At 42.9% G+C, this 20,939-nt stretch carries 19 protein-coding genes; 7 read left to right on the forward strand and 12 right to left on the reverse strand.

Going from position 1 to position 20,939, the window contains the following annotated elements:
• Positions 1 to 45: 45 nt before the first annotated feature.
• The gene (locus tag LKE40_06185; protein MCH3917037.1) at positions 46 to 837 is read left to right on the forward strand and encodes an outer membrane lipoprotein-sorting protein; all 792 of its coding nucleotides are present in this window, start codon (positions 46 to 48) and stop codon (positions 835 to 837) included.
• Positions 838 to 875: 38 nt separating this feature from the next.
• Positions 876 to 2,429, forward strand: coding sequence for a hypothetical protein (locus LKE40_06190; protein ID MCH3917038.1), 1,554 nt, complete (start codon positions 876 to 878; stop codon positions 2,427 to 2,429).
• A 193-nt stretch (positions 2,430 to 2,622) separates the two neighbouring features.
• Here LKE40_06190 and LKE40_06195 read toward each other — a convergent pair whose 3' ends face one another.
• On the reverse strand, positions 2,623 to 3,261 hold the full coding sequence (locus tag LKE40_06195; GenBank protein ID MCH3917039.1) for a TetR/AcrR family transcriptional regulator: 639 nt from the start codon (positions 3,259 to 3,261) through the stop codon (positions 2,623 to 2,625).
• A 144-nt stretch (positions 3,262 to 3,405) separates the two neighbouring features.
• On the opposite strand from LKE40_06195, the gene LKE40_06200 reads away from it, so the two are divergent.
• The 5 genes from LKE40_06200 to LKE40_06220 all read left to right on the forward strand — a co-directional run bounded on the left by LKE40_06200 (position 3,406) and on the right by LKE40_06220 (position 9,605).
• Entirely contained in the window at positions 3,406 to 5,019 is a 1,614-nt protein-coding gene (locus LKE40_06200; GenBank protein MCH3917040.1) for a transposase, read from the forward strand.
• Between the two features lie 262 nt (positions 5,020 to 5,281).
• Complete coding sequence (locus tag LKE40_06205; protein ID MCH3917041.1) at positions 5,282 to 6,289, forward strand: ABC transporter substrate-binding protein; 1,008 nt, start codon at positions 5,282 to 5,284, stop codon at positions 6,287 to 6,289.
• Between the two features lie 81 nt (positions 6,290 to 6,370).
• Positions 6,371 to 7,318 (forward strand): ABC transporter permease, encoded by a 948-nt coding sequence (locus tag LKE40_06210; protein MCH3917042.1) that lies wholly within the window; start codon positions 6,371 to 6,373, stop codon positions 7,316 to 7,318.
• Complete coding sequence (locus tag LKE40_06215; GenBank protein ID MCH3917043.1) at positions 7,315 to 8,103, forward strand: ATP-binding cassette domain-containing protein; 789 nt, start codon at positions 7,315 to 7,317, stop codon at positions 8,101 to 8,103. Before LKE40_06210 ends, LKE40_06215 begins: the two co-directional genes overlap by 4 nt.
• Before the next feature lie 104 nt (positions 8,104 to 8,207).
• Positions 8,208 to 9,605, forward strand: coding sequence for an MATE family efflux transporter (locus LKE40_06220; protein ID MCH3917044.1), 1,398 nt, complete (start codon positions 8,208 to 8,210; stop codon positions 9,603 to 9,605).
• Positions 9,606 to 9,840: 235 nt separating this feature from the next.
• Here the strand turns inward: LKE40_06220 and LKE40_06225 are convergent, their stop codons facing one another.
• The 11 genes from LKE40_06225 to LKE40_06275 all read right to left on the reverse strand — a co-directional run bounded on the left by LKE40_06225 (position 9,841) and on the right by LKE40_06275 (position 20,891).
• Entirely contained in the window at positions 9,841 to 10,089 is a 249-nt protein-coding gene (locus tag LKE40_06225; GenBank protein MCH3917045.1) for a hypothetical protein, read from the reverse strand.
• A gap of 165 nt (positions 10,090 to 10,254) precedes the next feature.
• A complete protein-coding gene (locus LKE40_06230; GenBank protein ID MCH3917046.1) occupies positions 10,255 to 11,241 on the reverse strand; it encodes a tripartite tricarboxylate transporter substrate binding protein in 987 nt (328 codons plus the stop codon).
• 13 nt (positions 11,242 to 11,254) lie between these two features.
• Positions 11,255 to 12,748, reverse strand: a complete 1,494-nt coding sequence (locus tag LKE40_06235; protein ID MCH3917047.1) for a tripartite tricarboxylate transporter permease — start codon at positions 12,746 to 12,748, stop codon at positions 11,255 to 11,257.
• Positions 12,749 to 12,756: 8 nt separating this feature from the next.
• Positions 12,757 to 13,281 carry a tripartite tricarboxylate transporter TctB family protein gene (locus LKE40_06240; GenBank protein ID MCH3917048.1) on the reverse strand — a complete coding sequence of 175 codons (525 nt, stop codon included), beginning with the start codon at positions 13,279 to 13,281 and terminating at the stop codon, positions 12,757 to 12,759.
• 110 nt (positions 13,282 to 13,391) lie between these two features.
• Complete coding sequence (locus LKE40_06245) at positions 13,392 to 14,387, reverse strand: hydroxyacid dehydrogenase (protein ID MCH3917049.1); 996 nt, start codon at positions 14,385 to 14,387, stop codon at positions 13,392 to 13,394.
• Positions 14,388 to 14,442: 55 nt separating this feature from the next.
• Complete coding sequence (gene dapA / locus LKE40_06250; protein MCH3917050.1) at positions 14,443 to 15,333, reverse strand: 4-hydroxy-tetrahydrodipicolinate synthase; 891 nt, start codon at positions 15,331 to 15,333, stop codon at positions 14,443 to 14,445.
• 46 nt (positions 15,334 to 15,379) lie between these two features.
• Positions 15,380 to 15,754, reverse strand: a complete 375-nt coding sequence (locus tag LKE40_06255; GenBank protein MCH3917051.1) for a 4-hydroxythreonine-4-phosphate dehydrogenase PdxA — start codon at positions 15,752 to 15,754, stop codon at positions 15,380 to 15,382.
• Positions 15,714 to 16,400 (reverse strand): 4-hydroxythreonine-4-phosphate dehydrogenase PdxA, encoded by a 687-nt coding sequence (locus LKE40_06260; GenBank protein MCH3917052.1) that lies wholly within the window; start codon positions 16,398 to 16,400, stop codon positions 15,714 to 15,716. Before LKE40_06260 ends, LKE40_06255 begins: the two co-directional genes overlap by 41 nt.
• A 15-nt stretch (positions 16,401 to 16,415) precedes the next feature.
• A complete protein-coding gene (locus tag LKE40_06265) occupies positions 16,416 to 17,570 on the reverse strand; it encodes an iron-containing alcohol dehydrogenase (protein MCH3917053.1) in 1,155 nt (384 codons plus the stop codon).
• On the reverse strand, positions 17,567 to 18,808 hold the full coding sequence (locus LKE40_06270; protein MCH3917054.1) for a four-carbon acid sugar kinase family protein: 1,242 nt from the start codon (positions 18,806 to 18,808) through the stop codon (positions 17,567 to 17,569). The genes LKE40_06265 and LKE40_06270 overlap by 4 nt, the downstream gene beginning before the upstream one ends.
• Before the next feature lie 163 nt (positions 18,809 to 18,971).
• Positions 18,972 to 20,891, reverse strand: coding sequence for a sigma 54-interacting transcriptional regulator (locus tag LKE40_06275; protein ID MCH3917055.1), 1,920 nt, complete (start codon positions 20,889 to 20,891; stop codon positions 18,972 to 18,974).
• Positions 20,892 to 20,939 lie beyond the last annotated feature (48 nt).

Consider the following 20,939-nt stretch of genomic DNA (forward strand, 5'->3'; position numbering starts at 1 on the left):
GTTGCAGCAAGAAGCTGCAACGACGACATGACAAGGAGAAATGTTATGCAGACAAAATTTAATCTTGGAAAAAAATTTTTAGGTATGCTTTCCATAGGAATAATTACTTCGGCTTCTGTATTCGCCACCGTAACGGGTACAGATGTCATGCAAAAGGCTTATGATGTAAAGAAACCTAATTTTACCCATTCAGCAGTTGAAATGGACCTGATAAGCTCCAATGGCGATGTCCAAAAACGTCTGGTAGAAGAATGGAGCAGAGAAAAGAATGACCTGGCTTCAACTGTTATGATTTTCAGGAGCCCTTCCTCAGTGAAGGATACCCGCTTTCTACAGATAGAAAATGAATCAGGGCCAAATAGCAAATGGATCTATCTACCGGCCTTGAGAACTGTACGTCGTGTTTCTTCTGCAGAAGGTGACAAGTCCTTCATGGGAACAGATGCAACTTATGATGACATGGAAACTAGGAAAGTAGACGTAGATAACCATGAACTGCTTGGCTCAGAATCTTTCAATGGCTACGACTGCTACAAGGTCAAATCGACGGCAAAAGATCTTTCCTCTTCCCAATACGCTTATAGAATTTCTTGGGTAGACAAGAATAGCTACGTACCGGTCAAGATTGAAATGTATGATAAACAGAATGCTCTGGAAAAGGTATTGACGGTTGACAAGCTTCAACAAGTGCAGGGGTACTGGATTCCTCTGATTGATACTATGAAAAATGTCCAGAGCGGACATTCCACAAAGATCGGCATACTGAAACTCGAACTTGATAAAGCAGTTTCAGATGGTATGTTTACTTCTGCCTTCCTCAAGACAGGTCGTATTTGACAAATGATAAATAAAATTTATTACAGAGGCATATATAGATGAAAAAAACTACATTATTAACACTTGCAGGAGCTTCTTTGCTGGTCTGTGCCCCTCTTTTTGCTGATGGCATGGATATGAGCGGATTCTCTGATTTCAGTGACGATGCAACAACAGCCATATCATCAGACAGCACAGACTCTTCGGATAGTTTCGGATCCTTCTTCGGAGGTACTTCATCCTCTTCTGACAGTTCATCTTCCGTGCAGATTACGGGTAAAGCAAAGCTGCAGTCCAGGGCTTATCTGCAGGATAATGATACTGCAGGCTCAGATGCACTGGATACAGGTGTCCTTCCTTCACTGAAGCTGAACCTGAACTATTCAGGTGCAAATTCAGATCTGAGTGGTACAATCCTGCTTGATCCCACGACGCTTGAAACCTATCCTGAAGATATCATCAATGAGTTCAGCTACAGGGCTTACCTGGGAAAGTTCGTATTTGAAGCCGGAAAAACAAAGATTGTATGGGGCAGAGGTGACAAGCTGCACGTTCTTGATCTGTTCAATGCAAATGACTACACCGATTTTGTCATTCCTGATTATATTGACCGAAGGATTGCAGAACCGGAAATAGATATGACATGGAACAGCGGCAACACCCACGACATCAGCATCCAGGCTGTATGGACGCCGGGAATGACCCCTGACCGTTACCCTACCAGCGGACGTTGGGAACCATCACAGATAAGCGATATCTATTCTACAATAGAAACCTATGCGGCAACACAAGCTGCAACAGCAAGTGCAACTGCATATGGAAATACATATGCTGAAGCTTATCAAACCTTTTATGAAACTACATACCAGGCTGCAATAGAAGCTGGGGCAACTACAACTGAGGCTACTGTTGCTGCAACTGCAAAAGTTGAATCCATTGCTACTGCCTCTGCTATCATCGCAGCAGCACAGGCTGACGAAACCTATGGCTCCGAAAGCTACTACCTGGCTGATACCGATAGCCTGAAGTACAGCCAGTACGGCCTGAGGGTCACCGGTACGACAAATAATATCGATTGGGGTACAGAATACTATCTGGGTCACTATAAGACGCCTTCCCTGTCTATCGATGCAACTACAAGCGAACCAAGCCTTGACTATGACCGCTTGCAGGTCTTCGGAGCAGATGCAGAAACAGTCAAGGGACCTTATACCCTCAGGGGCGAACTTGGTTACTATTTGACTGATGATATCGATGGAGATGATCCTTCCGTACATAACAACAGCATCCAATGGCTTGCAGGCTTTGACAGGGATCTGCCTTGGAACGAGATGAACATCAATGTACAGACCATCGGTTCTTTCATCCTCAACTATGATGATGTCAAGGATAATACCAGTGATGTAGACTACAACAGTGCAAAGGCCTGTACCAATGACAAGATTGCAGTCCAGTTCTCTGACAGCTTCATGCATGAAAATCTCAAGCCTTCAGTTACCGTAATGTGGGGGATTCGAGAGAGAAGATCTGTTGGTAATGCCAAAGGTAGAATACGTCGTCAAAGATGGCTTCTCTGTGACTGCAAAAGGCGTATTTATTGCAAGTGGGGATGACGGTGAATTCAATTCCTACAAAGACAATAGTTTCGTACAGTTAAGTGCAGACTATAGCTTCTGACAAATAGTTGTTTTTCACTACTCTGGAGGCTGCATAGCTTCCAGAGTTTTTTTATCGGGTAAGGAAAACATATAAGATAATTGGGAAATAGACCCGAACGCTCCATGCTAAGCTATAAGCAACCTGATCTTATTCGGTTGAAAGAAAATGATACATCGCCTTCAAGGATTCATTGATAAACTCAGTAGGATCTATGTGCAGAGCAATACGAAGCAAGTCATTGTCAGTATCGACACTCTGGATAAAGCTATGCATCATACTTATGAGAATGGTAGCAATTTTTGAGCTGTTTTCAAATTTCCTTATACTCTTGTCATGCATCCCTTCAATAAGATATTGCTCCACAATCCCTGATATCTGTTGAACGGTCCTTTCACAGCTGATGACAGTCTCATCCTCTTTGCCAAGGGACTGCACGCAACTGGTAAAATTCGGTATGAATTGGAAACTGGCACTGTCCATAAGGAAAAGATCACGGTATTTCCCTGCAATCGTCATAACCTTATCCAAGCCACTGTCAGTCGGAGAAATTTCCTTTTTCACCTCATCTACCAACTTATGCAGGGTGTTGACGGCTATCGTCAAAAGTATTTCTTCCTTGTTATGAAAATACAGATACAGAGTTCTTCGGCTTAGATTGGACATATCAGCAATGTCATTCATCGTTGAATCACGGAATCCCTTGAGATTGAATATATCCCTTGCACCATCAAGGATTTCCTTGATTCTCCTTTGTCGATCACGCCTTTTCCGCTCAATTATACCCATTCTTATCCTTTTCCTTATCCTTAGATGAATGATTTTGTAGTACTACATTCCAAATAGTTTGAATATTTTCTTTTGAATTATTGATATAGGTTGTAATGCGCTGTATATTATGTAGTGATATAAAAGACTACTTAAGAGGCGAACATGGCTTTTATCAAAACTCAGAAGACTTGTTGCGATGCCGCAGGCAATTTCATATCCGGTTCGGCTTCGATCAAGGACGTCGCATACGTCCGCGGAGCTAAATATCATTCCAGGCAGATTTCAAGGGAAGTGCTGGGGAAGATAATATTCCTTGATGCTGCAAAGAAAAGGGGGGTCTTCGTTTCTCCGACCAGGGGCCTTGTCTCCTATGATGTGGAAAAGGATGAGTTCAGTCCCGTTGATGACGATGACGGGAGGATCATGTCGCACGGGGAACTGAAGAAGGAGGTACACACCGTCTTCGGGGATGCCTATCTCCTTTTGGAGTTCCTGAGGAAACAGGGGCTGGCAGGGCTCCTGGCGGACGTCTTTACGAAAAAAAAGGACCTCCAGAGGGTGTATGCCCATCTCCTGCATGGGATACTGAGGAACGGAAGTGCGATATCGTGTGACAGCTTCCTGGACAAGTCCTTTGCAGCCTGCCTCCTTGATGACATAGGGACAGCCTCGTTGCATTGTGATTCGGGCTTCTTCTCCCTGCTGGGGGATGACCGTGTGAAGATGGCATTCTTCAGGGGGTTCGTGTCCTTCATGAAGATGAAGGATCCTGGTTTCGGCAATGCGTGCTATGTGGATTCGACCCCCCTGCCGAACAGCATGGCGGACAATCCCTTCGATGCACTGTGCAGCCACGGGGTACATGGGAGCGCCTGCATGATGAGGCTTGTCCTGGTGCTGGACGCACGGCATTCCCTTCCGGTATGGTTCGACATCATCCCGGGGAACCTGCTTGACGTGAGCACGGTGATGGGCATCGTGGAAGACGTGGAGTCAAGCCTGTGCATCAGCGTCGGTTCCCTCACCCTTGATGCCGGATATGCATCAAAGGAAATCATAAGGGCGTTTTCTGACTGCGGGGACAAGTCCCTGATACTGAGGATGCCGGCAAGGAAGGGATATCCATACAAGGAACTGTACTGGAGGCACAAGGAGCAGATCCCAAAGGGCAGATATGCATTTGTCCGCAACAGGCATACTTATTTCGGGACCTGTGAGGAGGCCAGGCTCTTTGATGCGCATGTGTTCCTCTATCCGTTCGTCGACAAGGAAAATGCGCTCATGGGATTCCGTGACGGCATCCTGAGGGATGAGGATGCATACGGGAAGCTAAGTGCCAGGGACAAGGACTTCCTGACAGTGAAATCCGGATATTTCGTACTCATTGCAAACTACCGGGCTGCTCCCAAGGACATCCTTTCCCGCTACTTTGACCGTGCCGACATAGAAGGAGCCTTCAAGACATCCAAGGCATATCTCAAGCTGCTTCCCCTTGCAAAGTGGACCGACTGCACGGTACGGGGCAAGATCCTTGCAGATATGATCTGCCTCATCATCACGCTTCTGTTCAGGAAGGAAGCGAATGGGGACGGCCATCCGCTTGCGGAGATCATCGGCAGGACACAGTCCCTGATGTGCTTCAGGAAACAAGACGGAACGGTCATAGTCGAAACTCCGAACAGGCAAGTAAAGGAATGCTACAGGGCTTTTGGGATTGATGTTCCCTCAAGTCTTGACTCAGGAAAGTTCAAGGAAGCATTGGGGTTAAAAATGTAGTGCTACAATTTCGGGCATCTTGGGCTTATTAAAAGAGTATACTACATCATATAGGAGTTGATAAGTAAATTTTACCCATATGGACAGGAAAAACGTCTATTTGCCATTGTTATTATCAAAATACAGCCAATCTCCCCCGACCAAGAACAGCACTACCATAACATGTATATTTTCTGCATATTATTTCACATAATGTATAAAAAATATTTACAAAGCCAACAATTATCGATATAGTGACAAAAAACACTTAAAGAGGACAACAATGAGAAAACAGTTCAAGTCTTTCCTGATGACAGCGACTCTGGCTGCTCTTGTCGTAGCTCCAGCCTTCTCCAACGGGACAACCGAACAGACGGCAAACGCCAGCACGACAAAGACGTATAAAATTGGAGTTTCTAAGATCATTGCTCATCCTGCACTTGATGCAGATGAAAAAGGATTGCAGGATTATCTTGCAACCACGGGCCTGGATGTTACCTATAATTTTCAGGTAGCGAACGGAGAAGTTTCTACCGCTGCAGCAATTGCACAGCAGTTCAAGGCTGAAGGCTGTGATATCACCGTTGGTATCGGTACACCATCAGCACAAGCTCTTGCAAATGTTTTCCATGACAAACCTGTTGTATTCTCAGCCATCACGGACCCGAAGGGTGCAGGTCTGGTGGCAGACAACCTCTGCGGCGTTTCAGATGCAAACCCCGTTGAAGCTCAGATTTCATTGCTCGTCAAAGTAACAGGAGCAAAAACAATCGGAAACATCTACACCAGCAGTGAAGCCAACGGCGTCGTCCTTAACCAGGAAGCTCAGGCAGCCTGCGATAAGTTAGGTCTAAAGCTCGTCAGTGCAGCAGTCACAAACAGCTCTGAAGCCATGATGGCTGCACAGTCCATCATGCCTAGGGTCGATGCAGTCTATATTGCAACTGACAATGCAGTTATCAGTGCATTGGCTAGTATTGCCGATGTCTGTACAAAGGCTGGTAAACCACTGTTCTCTGCTGATGCAAGTGGTATTGACGGCCTTGATTTCCTCATTGCATGGGGCTTCAACTACTACAATATCGGACGCAAGACCGGTGAATTGATTGAAAAATGTATAAAGGGAGCAAAACCGGGAGACATTGGTAGCGTCATGTTGACCGATCCTGCGGATTTCAAACTTGTTCTAAACCTTGACAATGCAAAGACTCTCGGGATAACATTCCCCGACGATGTTCTGGCCTCTGCAGCTGTTACGGTTGAAAACGGGAAAATGATAGAAAAGAAATAGTCTCATAGACATCATCTTTTTCCCAATGTCATCTACAGGATGCCCGGCTTCCGGACATCCTGTAGTCGTAAAGGGGTTATTATGATTGAAGGCATTTTCGTTGATGGATTGATATTTTCCATCATGGTAATCGGCGTACTCATCTCATTCAGGATTATGGATTTCGCAGATCTTACATGTGATGGATCATTTGCAACAGGTGCTGCTGTGGCGACCATGCATATCGTACATGGAGGTAGTATCTTCATCGCAGTGCTACTTGCATTCGGCGCAGGCCTGATAGCAGGTATGGTAACTGCAGCAATCCACAACAAGTTCAAGATTCCTGGTCTGCTGGCTGGTATATTGACTATGACGATGCTTTATTCAATAAACCTTAGGATATTGGGAAACAAGGCAAACGTACCACTTCTTAAATTCCAGACTTACTATACAAAACTGCCAAGGGTTTTCTCTTTCTTACCCAGTGAATATGCAGCATTGCTCGGTACTTTGATCATCGTAATCATCGTCAAGGTCCTCATTGACTTGTTCTTCAGAACCGATCTTGGCCTTGCCATAGGTGCCATAGGCAGCAATGAGCAGATGGTAATAAGCCAAGGCATGGATCCAAAGGTCCTGAAGTTGATAGGCATCGGTGTCTCAAACGGCCTCATTGCCATGTCAGGAGGCATGTTGGCACAGTATCAGGGATTTGCAGATGCAAACTTAGGTACCGGAATGGTAGTCCAAGGCCTTGCGGCAATAATGCTTGGAGAATTTCTTTTTTCAACGAACCGTATTTCCCTGATTACCCTGCGTGCCGTATTTGGTGCGATAGCCTACAAAGCCCTTATGTTCTTTGGACGTCGTTACGGTTACCTTATCCACATTACCCCGAATGATTTCAAACTCCTTACCGGTATCCTTGTATTACTCAGCCTGTACATCGCAAGCACAAGGTCCAAGGCAAGTGCACGCAGTGCACGCAAGCAGGCCATTCTCCGCAATCAACAGAAAATGGAAGAATCCAAGGAGGCGGCAGAATGATCAAGATAGAAAATGTTACCAAGGTATTTTATCCTGGTACCGTAAATGAAAAAGTTGCAATTGAAAATATCAGCCTGACTATCAACAACGGAGATGTCATCTGCATCGTCGGTTCAAACGGTTCAGGAAAGACGACATTGTTCAATCTTATAAGCGGAACCTATTCCCTGACCAACGGAAAGATTTTCCATGACGAAAAAAACATTTCCAATGTACCTGAATATAAAAGAGCTGCTACGATCGGACGAATTTTTCAGGATCCAACAAAAGGCACAGCAGCCAGCATGAGCATCGAAGACAATATGATCTTAGCTTCTACAAAGGGAATGAAAGGACTCAAAATGAGTCTTAGCAATGAAAAAAGAGAAAAATTCAGAAACATGCTCAAACCGATCGGGCTTGATGACAGGTTGAAGGATAATGTCGGCTTGCTTTCTGGAGGGCAACGTCAGGCTCTTACCTTGCTGATGACCGTCATGAGCAATCCTTCCTTGATTCTCCTTGATGAACATACAGCAGCCCTCGACCCCAGAAATGCAGATGTTGTCATGGAACTTACTGAGAATTATATTCGTGAGAAACACTTGACAGCTATGATGATTACCCATAACATGCAGTTTGCCATCAACTATGGTAATCGGCTTATCATGATGGATGAAGGGAAGATTATCATTGACGTGGCCGGTGAAGAAAAAAAGAAACTGACTGTCGAAAAGCTTGTAAGTATGTTCCGCAATATCAGGAACAAGGAATTTGCAAATGATGAAGGTCTACTGAATATGTAATTCGGTGACTGCCAGATTTTTCATGACAATGGGATACTGTATTTTCTACAGTATCCTTTATTTCAAATTTCCTGGTTCGTTCTGGAAATACTCTATCATGCCAGATGGCAATCGAAGGCAAGTACATGCTACCATCAATGCATCGGAAACGCAAAACAAAGCAATTGGGTCCTTTGCTTTTTGACAACTCTTATCTCATAAAACTTATTGTCCCTTTGATGGGCGAACAGTTCCTTGCCGTAACCATAGGTATGGCAGACACAATCATGGTTTCATCCTGCGGGGAAGTTGCTATAAGCGGCGTTGCTTTGGTAGATACCTTGTCCACCTTATTCATACAGCTGTTTGCGGCATTTGCAACCGGTGGTGCAGCCGTCGTCAACCAATATCTGGGCAAAAAGGATATATCTGCTGCAAATCAAGCAGCGAGACAGCTGTTTTATATCTGCTTGCTGCTTGGCATCATCACTCCTGCAATCTGTCTGCCGCTGAAAGCTCCTTTGCTGAAATTGCTGTATGGCGATCTTAGCCCGGAACTTACAAAAGCCTGCCTTACTTATTTCGTTTTCATATTTGCTTATTTTCCCTTCCTAGGCATTTTCAATGTAGGATCAGCAATATACCGTTCCCTTGGCAACAGCAGACTGACATTCAAGGTTTCCATACTGATGAATGCTACGAATATCCTTCTTAATGCCCTGTTCATATACCACTTCAATATGGGAGTTGCCGGAGCCGGACTTGCGACTTTCATATCGCGGGTAGTTGCTGCTGCCGTATTATTGGTATTGATCCATATACAGGATATTCCTCTACGTCTGACCGGCCTCATGCACGTCCAGCTTGATAAAAAGATGTGTCTCAGGATCTCTTCGATCAGTGTCCCGAATGCCATAGAGAACAGTGCATTCAATATCGGCAAACTGTTGGTCCAGGGCATCATTTCATCTCTGGGGGTCGTTGCAATAGCTTCAGGAGCTGTCCTGAACAACCTTGGCAGTTTGATTACCATCCCCGGTGTCGGTATCTCATTCGCCTCAACAACCATCATAGGGCAATGTGTCGGTGCTGGTGAAAAAGATATGGCAAGGTATTATTGCAAGAAACTTCAGCTCTGGGGTATGGGTGCAATGACAATCATCGTCCTTTTCATCTATCCTTTGCTTCATATTTTCATAGGTTTCTACCACCTTGAGGCAGATGCAACAAATCTTACTTACGGCATTTTTTCAAAGACGCTGATTTTTTTTCCATTATTCTGGACCAGTTCCTTCTCCATGCCGAATTTCATACGTGCAGCAGGAGATGCAAAATTTACCATGGTCGTCTCTCTTGCCAGCATGATGATCGTACGGGTCGGCTGTGCATGGCTTTTCACCTTGGCATTCGGATGGGGTCTGCTGGGCGTCTGGCTTGCCATGTATTGTGACTGGATTGTAAGAAGCATCTTTTTCCTTCAGAGACTACATGGAAACAAATGGTTGGAAAAAAAGGTAATATGAGCAGGCAGAACCGATAGACATCATCAAGATTTTCAGAGATATATATTTCCCCCATCAACAGAAAAGTCATACCAGAATCAAAAAGATTTCTGTTATGGCTTCAGATAGTACAACAATATTACAGAAATTATTATTTCCTACAAATCATAGCTAAATCGAGTAGGTCGGGTTCTCCGGAAAACCGGAGAACCTTTCCTCTCACACCACCGTACGTACCGGTCTGGTATACGGCGGTTCAATCAAATCCGAATCCCAGCGTTAGCTGGCGACTTTCACGTACACGTCTGTCTGTCTCCATTCTCCTGGCATGCGCCTGCCTGTAATAGGCTTCGATGTCAAGCAATCCGTACTCTCGGATTATCGCCGATTTCAGAATGAATGCATTGAGCACTGCCTTGCTGAAATACCAGTGCCTGTTGCTGGAATAGGCATGGAAGTCGTTCAGCTTCCACCTGTCCTGAGGCAGACAGTGCTTCTTCAGCATCTCCTCCCTCCTGCCAGGCTTCTTCCATTGCTTCCATAGGCATTGGCGGATTCTCCTGTATCGCAACCTGCAACGGACTTTCACCGTCTGGATAACACCCATGCTGGGCAAACCGAAAACTAATCCGATCTTCAGCAGACCGGATTAGTACAAAGAGTATACTTGCTATTTCCCAAGAATCAGATTCTTATCAGCTTCAAATGCAGCCAATGTATCATTAAGATACTTTATTGTAGCCTGTGTCCCCGCATAACCAGGTTCCACACAATAAGCTTTTTCAATATCCGATGCATAGTTCGGATTTTCTGATACCTGTTTCATTGCATCCGCCATTTTTTTGATTATTATAGGATCTGTTCCCTTTGGGAATGCCAAGAAATAAGCTCTACTTCCGATTACATCATATCCCTGTTCCTTAGCAGTCGGAACATCCGGGAACAACTGACTTCTTTTTTCCGAAAAAACAGCCAAAGCTCTAAAATCACCACTATCAATATAAGGTTTCATAACACCATAAGGATTGACATTGGTATCAATTTTCTCCGCCAATAGTGCAGCATTACGAGCAGAACCACCACCTGCATCAACCTTATTGAAAGAGACACCAGCAGCCTTTTCAAGGAGACAACCCAAATAATACGTATAACCACCGATAGATGACGCATACTTGAGCTGACCGGGGTTGGCTTTTGCAGCAGCAATCAAATCTCCAAGTGTCTTATATGGGCTTTTTGAATTGACAGCTAGAATATATGTATGGTCAAATACACCAATGCAACAAGGGTCAAGAGCTTCCTGAGCGAAATCGGTAACTCCTACAACTTTATTCATCAGCATACTATCATGAAAAAAGAGTGCGGTATAACCGTCAGGATTTGCATCTCTGACTTGAATGGTACCTGCACTTCCATTTGCCCCTGCAACATTCAAGATAGAAACAGGTTGACCCAATATATCCTTGAGATACTTTGCATAGGTTCGGGCATGGAAATCTGTATCACCTCCAGCATTGAACGGAACGACAATCTGAATGGATTTTGTCGGCCAATCTGTAGCAACATTTGCAGAAGTTTTTTCTTCTTGTTGTCCATTGGCAAACGCCATCGACAATCCCATAAACAAAGCAACAAAAGAAACTACGAACTTTTTCATAAACACCTCCTAGTTAATTTCTTTTTGTTTTTAAATTCTTTGTAATTGCAAATACCAAAGACCCAACCGATGCAATCAAGAAAATGGCTGCAATCGGTGAAGTGACAAAAGGCACATAACTCCCCTGAGAAAACATCAAACCCCTTCTCAAATTTACCTCAACGATAGGCCCTATGATAAATCCAAGAATAAAAGGAGCCGAAGGGATTTCCAATTTATAAAACACATAGCCAAGAGCACCAAAAATCAGTACGGAAACAACATCAAACAATTGATTGTTAACTCCATAGGCACCCACGACGCAGAAAATAAAAATAGCTGGCAACAATACGTTTTTGGGAACATTCAAAACCTGAGAAAAAATCCTTAGACCATAAAATTCAACAATAAGCATAAGAATTGCTGCAACAATCAATGCCACAAAAATGCCATAGACGACATCAACGTTCTGGGTAAACATCAAGGGGCCTGGTGAAATACCATGTAAGGTCAAGCCTCCTAGCAACATAGCAGTTACGGTATCACCTGGAATGCCCAATGTAAGCAAAGGAACCAATGCACCACCTATAGCTGCATTATTGGAAGCTTCTGATGCAACGACACCGTCAATAATTCCAGTTCCAAATTTTTCTGGATATTTTGACTTATTTTTTATTGCTGAATAAGCAATTACATTAGCAATTCCACCTCCGATTCCTGGAAGAATCCCAATACCTGTTCCAATTGATGAAGCATAAAAGAAGTTCTTTATTTGGGACCGAAACTCCTTCAAAGAGAATCCAAATCCCTTGATATCCTTGATATTTACATGGACTGGCAAGGACTTTACTGGATGTCTTGATTGTTCAGCTGCTTTTAGAATTTCAGAGACTGCAAACATACCAATCATAACCGGAAGAATATTAAAACCCATCTTCAACGATTGAATACCATAGGTAAAACGAGGTACAGCACTTATCTGATCCATGCCTACTGTAGCAAAAATACAACCAAACAATGCAGAAGCTACTCCTTTTATTACAGATTTTCCTGATAAACCGCTAATCATCGTCAAAGAAAAAACACCAAGAGCAAAGTATTCATAGGCACCAAATTTGATTGCAACTTTTGCCAGCACTGGAGACAAAAACATCAAGACAATACCACTGAAAACAGTACCTAAGAATGAAAAGACAATACCAACCCCAAGCGCTTTTGAACCAAGTCCTTTTTTTGTCAATGGCCAACCATCAAAACAAGTAGCTATAGAAGAAGGAGTACCTGGTATGTGCGTCAGAATTGCCGAAATCAAACCACCGGAAATACCACCGACATATAGAGCAATCAGTAAGACGACTGATAATTGAGCCGATAATCCATATGTCACCGGCAAAAACAGTGCTATTGCCATTGTTGCACTTAATCCAGGAATTGCACCAAATATGATTCCAATGACAACCCCCATAATCATAAGTAACAGGGCAGGAGCATTCATGACAGTATGAAGACCAATAATAAAATTCCCCATACTTCCTCCTATAAAAGATAACCTGAAGGTAAATTGATGTTGAATAGATTACGAAATAAGAAAAAAGCAAACAATGAAGCAATAACACCAATAAGAAGAAAAAGAACATATTTCCGTTTAATCCCGACAGGAGTAAGTATTACAGCCTGAATAACAAAATAAAGGCTAGAAGAAACAATAAATCCTAACGGTTTCATTAATATAATGTAAAAAGAAATGGCAACAAAGGTATAAAGTATATTCAACTTATCTTCCTTGCCCAGTTTCTTATCATTCTGTGTTTTTTGTTGAGTAGCTTCTTTATTCCCTTCGGATATATTCCTCTCATTTGTTCCTTCTTTTTTCAAACTGACAAAAACTTGTCCGATGCCAAGTGCTAGCATAAGAACCCCATAGATTCTGGGCATGAAATCTGATCCCAACGTTTTTAATAAAGACATCGTTGGAATAAAAGAAGAAGAAACTAAGTAGACTAAAGCAAAGATTGTAAAAATAATTCCACACACAATCTCTTTATTCAGTTTCTTACCCATTGAAATACCTCCTTTCCAAATGTATACATACATGCATAAATTTTAAGAAAACAATCTTGTTTTAACCCTGCAAAATTATCACCTTCCAAAAGAATCGACAGATAATCATTCTACGTTCTTTCAGTTGTCCTTTTCTTCCAACCATCAGTCTCATAAACCTCAGGGTTACAAACATTCTTCCATCTCTCCCCAGCCAAGACTGCAAGCGTCCCTTCGACAGCCATGGTTACTGTCTTAGTGGTAGCCTCAACTGTCTGCGCAGCCATATGTGGAGAAACAATGAAATTGCTTAACTTCATAAGTGGAGAATTAATGTCCATCGGCTCAGTATCCAATACATCGACACCGGCACCAGCTATCCAATGTTTTTCAAGAGCCATATACAATGCTTCTTCATCAACAATGTCACCTCTGGCACAGTTAATTAGGAATGCAGATTTCTTCATCACATTTAAAAATCTTGCATTAACCATTTTTTTCGTTTCTGGTAATGAGGGCATATGCAAAGTAACAAAATCAGCAATGGAAATAGCATCATCTATTGTAGTAGCATATTGGTAACCAAATTTCTCAATCTGTTCCTCCGTATAGAAGGGATCATACACAACTACTTTCATTCCAATTCCAAAAGCCATACGTGCAACATTTTGGCCAATATGCCCAAATCCTAAAATTGCAAGGACCTTACCTGAAACTTCCATAGCACAGTACTTACTCCTGATGGCAAAATTCCCTTTGAGCGTTTCCTCATAACTTTCAATTAGGTTCTTTGCACAGGCAAAAAGCAATGCAATGGTATGCTCCGCAACTGAAACAGCATTGACTCCAGGGCAGATAACCACAGGAATACCATGTTTAGTTGCGCATTTGACATCGACATTGTCCACGCCAACTCCCGGTCTTGTGATTACCTTCAGTTTAGAACACTGTTCTATAGCTTTTGCATCAATTTTACCGATTCTAAGAATAAAAGCATCAGCATTCCTTAAATACTCAATGATATGGTCACTGTTTCCGTCATTCGGAATCACAACTTCATTCCCACTTCGTGCCAATAAATCCATACCAGGCTTATATAACGGATGGGACAAGACTATCTTGCTCATAAAAATTCTTACCTCTTGTCTTATAACCTCTGATTGTTATACGAGTAGTGCACTACTACTCCATACCAATCTTCCTATAATTTTCCAACACTACTTCCAAGGCTTGCACACCTTTTTCAGATAAACCATTGAATGGTGCTCGGCAATCTCCTACTGGATATCCAAGCATCTGCGTAGCTTTCTTGATGATAGTATTTGGATTACCATATTTGAACACAGCTCTGAGATCCTGAATGCGATACTGACATTCCTTTGCCTTCTGGATATCACCGGCAATGAAATTTTCGTAGATACCGACAATATCCTTCGGATAGACATTGGAACATCCTGCAATGCCGCCTTTTCCACCAGCCAGCAGACACCATAAAATCAGAGAATCATTGCCACTCAGAACAGAAAAATCCTTATCCTTAGTCAGTGCAATATATTGAAGCATATTGTTGAAATTGCCACTACTGTCCTTAGCACCGACAATCAAATCCACATCAGCCAAGGTAGCAATTGTTTCAGGAGCCATATTTACTCCTGTTCTCCCAGGAATATTGTACAGGACGATAGGTGTCTTGACCTGAGCTGCAACAGCCATATAATGAGCAATTAGTTCATCTTGACTGATTGCAGCAAACCAAGGAGTAATGATGGAAAGGACATCAGCACCGATGTCTTCTGCCATCTTACTCATCGCAATAGTTTCTTTTGTTCCGATACATCCAGTCCCTGCATAGACAGGTACCCTGTGAGCTACAGTCTCAACAGCGACTTCAAGTACTTTCTTTTTCTCCTCCGGAGTCAGGATATAGCTTTCCCCATTGGTCCCAAAGAAAAACAAACCATGCACACCAGCAACAATCAATCTGTTGATTTGGTTTTTAAGTTCTTCATAATTGATTGATTCATCCTCATACATTGGAGTAAGAATCGGAGTAATGATACCTTTAATTTCCATTTGTTTTACTTCCTGTCTATTTTCTGCAATTATCTGTTCCTTGCCATCAATGTTGCATATTGGATGGCATTGACCAGACTAGCTTCATTCTGCTTTTCCTGACCCAGCATGTCCGAAGGCAGTACCATGGTCCACCGATACCCTGACAATGGGGAAGGCCAAGAGTAATGTTTACCCCACGTACGGCATCCCACTTTTCTTTTTCCTTATCATATACAAAACCGATAACCTTGAGAGGAATATGGCCCTGGTCATGGTACATTACCACAACGATATCGAACCAGCCGCCTCTTGCCTTTGAAAATACAGTATCAGGAGGATAAGGCCCTGTAGCGTCTATGCCGCTTTTTTTAGCCAGCTCGATCGCCGGAATGATTTCCTCAATCTCTTCTGTACCGAAACAAACCATTTTCACCGGCATGGGGATTCAGTCCGGCAACGGCTACCTTTGGTCTTGCAATACCGAGTTTCCTGCAGGCTTCATCAGCCAACCTGATCACATCATAGACACGGTCTTTCTTGACTCGGTCGCAAGCTTCTCGTAGAGAAACATGGGTCGATACATGTGCTACCCGTAGATCACCATCAGCAAGCATCATGCAGTATTTATCGGTATGGGTATACTCAGCATAGATTTCCGTATGTCCGCTGTAATGATGCCCAGCCAAGTTGATCGCTTCCTTGTTCAGCGCATTGGTAACAGTCCCATCAATCTCACCTTTCATGGCAAGGTCAATGACCTTGATGACACACTGAAAAGCTGCCTCACCACACATCTTGCTGACTTTGCCATAGGCAAACTTACCCATATCCACCAAATCCAGATGATAGACATCAATGGTTCCATACTCAAACTTGGCCTGTGAAACAGCAGAAACCTTGTTAAGCCTAAAAACATCTTCCAGTTTCAGAATTCTCAATGAATCCTCAAACATCCTGATATCCCCTACCACCAGTGGCTTGCACTCTTCGTAGATTTCTTTTCTACTCAATGCCTTGATTGTAATCTCCGGGCCACAACCGGCAGGATCTCCCATTGTAATGCCCAAAATAGGTCTTTCAATCATAAACAGACAACTCCTTCAGAGGACACTCTCATATATCTTTCTTATATCATCCAAATTCATTTTCTTTGGATTATTGACCAGCAACCGCTGCTGTTGCGAACCTGCGGTAACCAAGAAATCCAAGTCCTCTTTCTGAACGCCGAATTTATCAAGGGTTACAGGAATTTCCGTATCCTTCACGATGGTCGCTATACGGTCAACGACAAACAGACTTTTTGTTTCAGCAGACTTGCCATACATGCCAGGTTCAATTACATCGCAAAGTTCAGCCAACTGTTTGATACAGGCATTACGATTGAATGCCATGACCTGTGCAAAAAGGATGGCATTTGAAACACCATGGGCAATGTGATACTTTCCTCCCAGAGGATAGGAAAGGGCATGGACTGCTGTCGTACCGCTGCCTGTGATGGCAACCCCGCCATAGAATGCACCCAACATCATATTCATCTTGGCATCAAGGTCATCAGGATTCCTATAAGACTGGACGAGATTACCGAAGATAAGCTTTGCGCCAGCCTTGGCATACAAGTTCGAAAGGGATGTAGCCTTATTGCTGGTATAGCATTCGACACAATGGGCAAGTGCATCTACACCTGTAGCAGCTACGATGCCTTTTGGGAGACGGGCAATCATATTGACATCAAGAATCACTTCATCGGGAATCATTGCACCATTGACAATTCCCTTCTTGGAACTCTCCTCAGGAATGGCAACGATAGCATTGCAAGTAGCTTCAGATCCAGTACCACAAGTCGTCGGAATCATTACTGTGGGTACCATTTTCCGTGCAATGGATGGATCATTGAGCAAATCATAGATAGTATATGGGGCACCGATAAGGACCGAAGCAAGCTTGGCCGTATCCATTGTAGAACCTCCACCGATGGCTACGAGCAAATCGGAAGAATATTTTGCAGCCTGATCAATGACTTTCATGACATCGGCAACAGAAGGTTCAGCTACGACAGAATCAAATATCTGAACTTTTATGCCTTTCATCCTGAGAATTTCCAAGGCTCTATCGCAAAGTCCAGCACCTTTGACACCCTTATCTGTAAAAAGTGCGGCAGAATGTGCACCGACACGATCAATTATTCCAGCAAGCTGTTCCGTACTATCTTTTCCGATATGCAAAAATGCTGGAATCTGAAGTGAAGCTATATTCATTTTTCTCTCCTCAAATATTCAATGCAATCGACAATTACAGATTCTTTTCCAAAACCACCACTCTTGGTAATCATTTCAATTCCATCGCCCTTGCCACCAACCAACGATACCAACGGAATGCCAGGAGCAATCTCATTACGAGGAATCATGCCATAGGAAGCCAAAGCATTGACAATCTGCAAAGCTGTATCACCTCCTGTAGCTATGATAGAAAAGGGACCATGCCGTTCCAATATTTCAGCCGCAACACATCCCATACGCAATGCAAGCATACGTGCAACCGCTCCTTTATCATCTTTTTCAAGCTGAAAGGTATCGACATCATCGAAAATACTTGAAACTGCTAAAAAAACTTCACGCCTGCCGGAAGCAAACTGGGCATCAGCTGCAGAAACAGTCTGCATAATTTCTGCGTCTCCACAAGTTTCATGCACATTAAGCAAGCATAAGGATGTACCATAGTACTGCAGTGCATAGCGGATTTGTGTTTGAGTTACAGGATTACGGGTACCACAGACTACAAGAGTTTTCTCATTGGTAAGGCAAGTAGAAACAGGTACAGAGGGCAACCTGAAACTCGATACCTGCGGAACATACGGAGCAAATCCAGCACTTCCACAATAGACAACATGAAGTTTTGTAGCCTGAGCTATTTTATTGATTGCAATGAAATGATTTTGACTGATGCTGTCAAATATAAACAGCCGGATTCCCTGATGAAAATTCTCTACGATTTGCCGGGCAATCTGCTCAGCCGCCAGTTCAAGCATCTGTAATGTTATCAAAGATGACGCATAGCCTGTCTGATCGGTAAAGCTATGCAACAAGTCAACTTCTTTATTTGAAGATTGCAGTATGCCGTCTCTGACAATCCTACCGTTATCAGGATAGGCCGGTACAACGAAAGCAATATCAGCCCTAATAGCATCCATTACGGCCTTCAGTTCATATCCGGGATTACCCCGTAACAAAGAATCAACTTTCTTATATATAGTATCATGCCTTACAGTAAAAAAGGCCTTCGCAGCTTCTTTGACAATACTGTAGGCCTTATCCCCTTCCATACCTCTGGAATTTGTATTGCAGGCCACTACTTGATAACCTTTGAAGTTATTCAGGTCTATCCCTGTTGTATATTGGGTCATGACTATCGCATCAAGTCCATGCTGTGTATATTGAATAGCGGTATCATTGGCACCGGTAAGGTCATCTGCAAGTATTGTCATGCCAGAATCCATAGCATTATTCATGCCAATCCAGATTATTTGGAAAATAAAACTTTGATTATTACAGACAAATAAAGCAATTAATTATTTCATATTTACTAAACATAAATTTATACCAATTTCAGCATGTTTCAAAAATAATCAGTCATGTTTCAAATTATTACATAAGATTGTTTCATTTTTCATCAACAGGTTTTTCAATCTTACGCCATAGTGTTGTTCTGCTGATTTTGAGTAACTTACAAGTCTGAGAAATAGATTTGTTGCAAGCCTCATAGACTTCTTCCATATAAGATGTTTCAATTTCTTTAAGAGATCGGTAAGTTTTTTTCGATGCAGGAGGTAAAGCTTCTGAAAATGCTTTTACCGGAGAAATTGTATTTCCCTCTACAAACGATACATCATTGATTCGTACCACATTTCCTTCTGCTAATATAACAGCCATTTCCACGATACCTCTCAGCTCCCTGACATTACCAGAATAATCCAAAGAGCAAAGATAATTCATTGCATTCAAATCAAATCCCTTGAGATTTTTGGAATATTGCAGACAAAAGCGTTCAAGGAAAGAAGCAGCAAGCAACGGAATATCTTCACGACGGCTGCGAAGAGGCGGGATTGTAAAATGCAACGTATTGATCCTAAAATAAAGATCCCTTCTGAAATGACCATCTTCGACATCTTTTTCAAGATTGCAGTTGGTTGCACAGATCAAACGAACATCAAGAGGAATGACAGTATTGCCACCGATTCTGACAACTTCCTTTTCCTGGATTACCCTCAGCAGTCTACCCTGCATTTCCAGAGGCAACTCACCTACTTCATCCAGAAATAGAGTCCCTCTATGTGCCATTTCAAAAACACCTGCCTTGCCACCTTTTATGCCACCGGTAAAAGCACCATCAGCATATCCAAACAATTCACTTTCAATAAGGGAAGGAGTCAATGCCGCACAATTGACAGCAACAAAAGGATTAGATTTTCTTTTGCTGGCATTGTGCATGCCTTGGGCAAAAAGTTCCTTACCAACACCTGTTTCTCCTTGTATAAGGACGGGTGCATCATATTTGCTGAATTTCCCGGCAATCGTCATGCAAGACTCCATTGCCTTGCTTTTGTACACAATTGCAGAAAAGGAATGACGGGCAACAAAACCCTTGCCGACCAGTTGTCTCCGGACCTTCTGTTCCAGACTCTGTAGCCGTACGACTTCTTGGAAGACAAGAATCATACCGCAATTTTCTTCATCAACGACCACCGGTAACTTGCTGAGAGACACCTTGACGCCGTTCATGCTGCAGACCTTTTCAACAAATGAAATACTGGCGACAAATTCATCGGCAAAAGTTCCGAATGAAACGATATCCTCAAGTCGGTTACCTACTATTTCATCAGCACGCAAGTCAAGAATATCCTGAGCCAGGCTATTAAGTATCATGATATGATGATGCTCATCCGTTGCAATGACTCCGTCATGGACATAATCGACTACATTATGGTAGCGACTGAACAATTCCTGCTCTTTTTTTATTGCCTGCAGGATACTCAGACCGGTATCAAAGGCTGTTCGGATGGAATCATAGCTGCTTACCCACATAAAACATCTGAGATGTCGTTTTTTGCAGATACCTGCCACGACAGCACCACCGGCAAATGCTTTTATCCCGTTCCTTTCACATTGGATGATCAACGCTTCGACATCACTGTCATGGGTAATCTCTATTTTTTTGACATCCTTCGCAAAATCCAAAAGCAAATCAAAACCTGAAATAATATTCCGATAACCAATGATTGCCAACGGCTCATTGAACTTCAGCAGTTGGGGATAACTGGACATAAGATCATAGGCACTGATCTTGATTTCCACCATAGGAACATCCAGGGCCTCTCGAAGCAAGGAAAAAGTTCCTCCCCTGCTGATGATTATCTTTGCACCTTTTACTACCTTGTCCTTGGCAATGGCAAGCCCTGCATCCAGATCTGCCTGTATTACTTCTATGCCGGCATATTTCGTATCCTTTGTCAGTTCTTTTGCTTTGTTGCAAAGGTCCTCATAAGGAGCAATAAGTACTATTTCCTTGGTCGTGTCATTCATGCTTCAAGCTTAACGAATAGCCAAGACTGAATCAACAAAAAGAAAACT

The organism is Spirochaetia bacterium (assembly GCA_022482625.1).
In the GTDB taxonomy this organism is placed as follows: Bacteria; Spirochaetota; Spirochaetia; order Sphaerochaetales; family Sphaerochaetaceae; genus Pleomorphochaeta.

Coding starts and splice junctions, on each gene's coding strand:
- LKE40_06205 (MCH3917041.1), top strand. CDS start 5,282: ATGAGAAAACAGTTCAAGTCTTTCCTGATGACAGCGACTCTGGCTGCT.
- LKE40_06210 (MCH3917042.1), top strand. CDS start 6,371: ATGATTGAAGGCATTTTCGTTGATGGATTGATATTTTCCATCATGGTA.
- LKE40_06245 (MCH3917049.1), bottom strand. CDS start 14,387: ATGAGCAAGATAGTCTTGTCCCATCCGTTATATAAGCCTGGTATGGAT.
- LKE40_06270 (MCH3917054.1), bottom strand. CDS start 18,808: ATGGATTCTGGCATGACAATACTTGCAGATGACCTTACCGGTGCCAAT.
- LKE40_06275 (MCH3917055.1), bottom strand. CDS start 20,891: ATGAATGACACGACCAAGGAAATAGTACTTATTGCTCCTTATGAGGAC.
- LKE40_06260 (MCH3917052.1), bottom strand. CDS start 16,400: ATGATTGAAAGACCTATTTTGGGCATTACAATGGGAGATCCTGCCGGT.
- LKE40_06190 (MCH3917038.1), top strand. CDS start 876: ATGAAAAAAACTACATTATTAACACTTGCAGGAGCTTCTTTGCTGGTC.
- LKE40_06235 (MCH3917047.1), bottom strand. CDS start 12,748: ATGGGGAATTTTATTATTGGTCTTCATACTGTCATGAATGCTCCTGCC.
- LKE40_06185 (MCH3917037.1), top strand. CDS start 46: ATGCAGACAAAATTTAATCTTGGAAAAAAATTTTTAGGTATGCTTTCC.
- LKE40_06240 (MCH3917048.1), bottom strand. CDS start 13,281: ATGGGTAAGAAACTGAATAAAGAGATTGTGTGTGGAATTATTTTTACA.
- LKE40_06255 (MCH3917051.1), bottom strand. CDS start 15,754: ATGCCGGTGAAAATGGTTTGTTTCGGTACAGAAGAGATTGAGGAAATC.
- LKE40_06225 (MCH3917045.1), bottom strand. CDS start 10,089: ATGCTGAAGAAGCACTGTCTGCCTCAGGACAGGTGGAAGCTGAACGAC.
- LKE40_06195 (MCH3917039.1), bottom strand. CDS start 3,261: ATGGGTATAATTGAGCGGAAAAGGCGTGATCGACAAAGGAGAATCAAG.
- LKE40_06215 (MCH3917043.1), top strand. CDS start 7,315: ATGATCAAGATAGAAAATGTTACCAAGGTATTTTATCCTGGTACCGTA.
- LKE40_06265 (MCH3917053.1), bottom strand. CDS start 17,570: ATGAATATAGCTTCACTTCAGATTCCAGCATTTTTGCATATCGGAAAA.
- LKE40_06200 (MCH3917040.1), top strand. CDS start 3,406: ATGGCTTTTATCAAAACTCAGAAGACTTGTTGCGATGCCGCAGGCAAT.
- dapA (MCH3917050.1), bottom strand. CDS start 15,333: ATGGAAATTAAAGGTATCATTACTCCGATTCTTACTCCAATGTATGAG.
- LKE40_06220 (MCH3917044.1), top strand. CDS start 8,208: ATGGCAATCGAAGGCAAGTACATGCTACCATCAATGCATCGGAAACGC.
- LKE40_06230 (MCH3917046.1), bottom strand. CDS start 11,241: ATGAAAAAGTTCGTAGTTTCTTTTGTTGCTTTGTTTATGGGATTGTCG.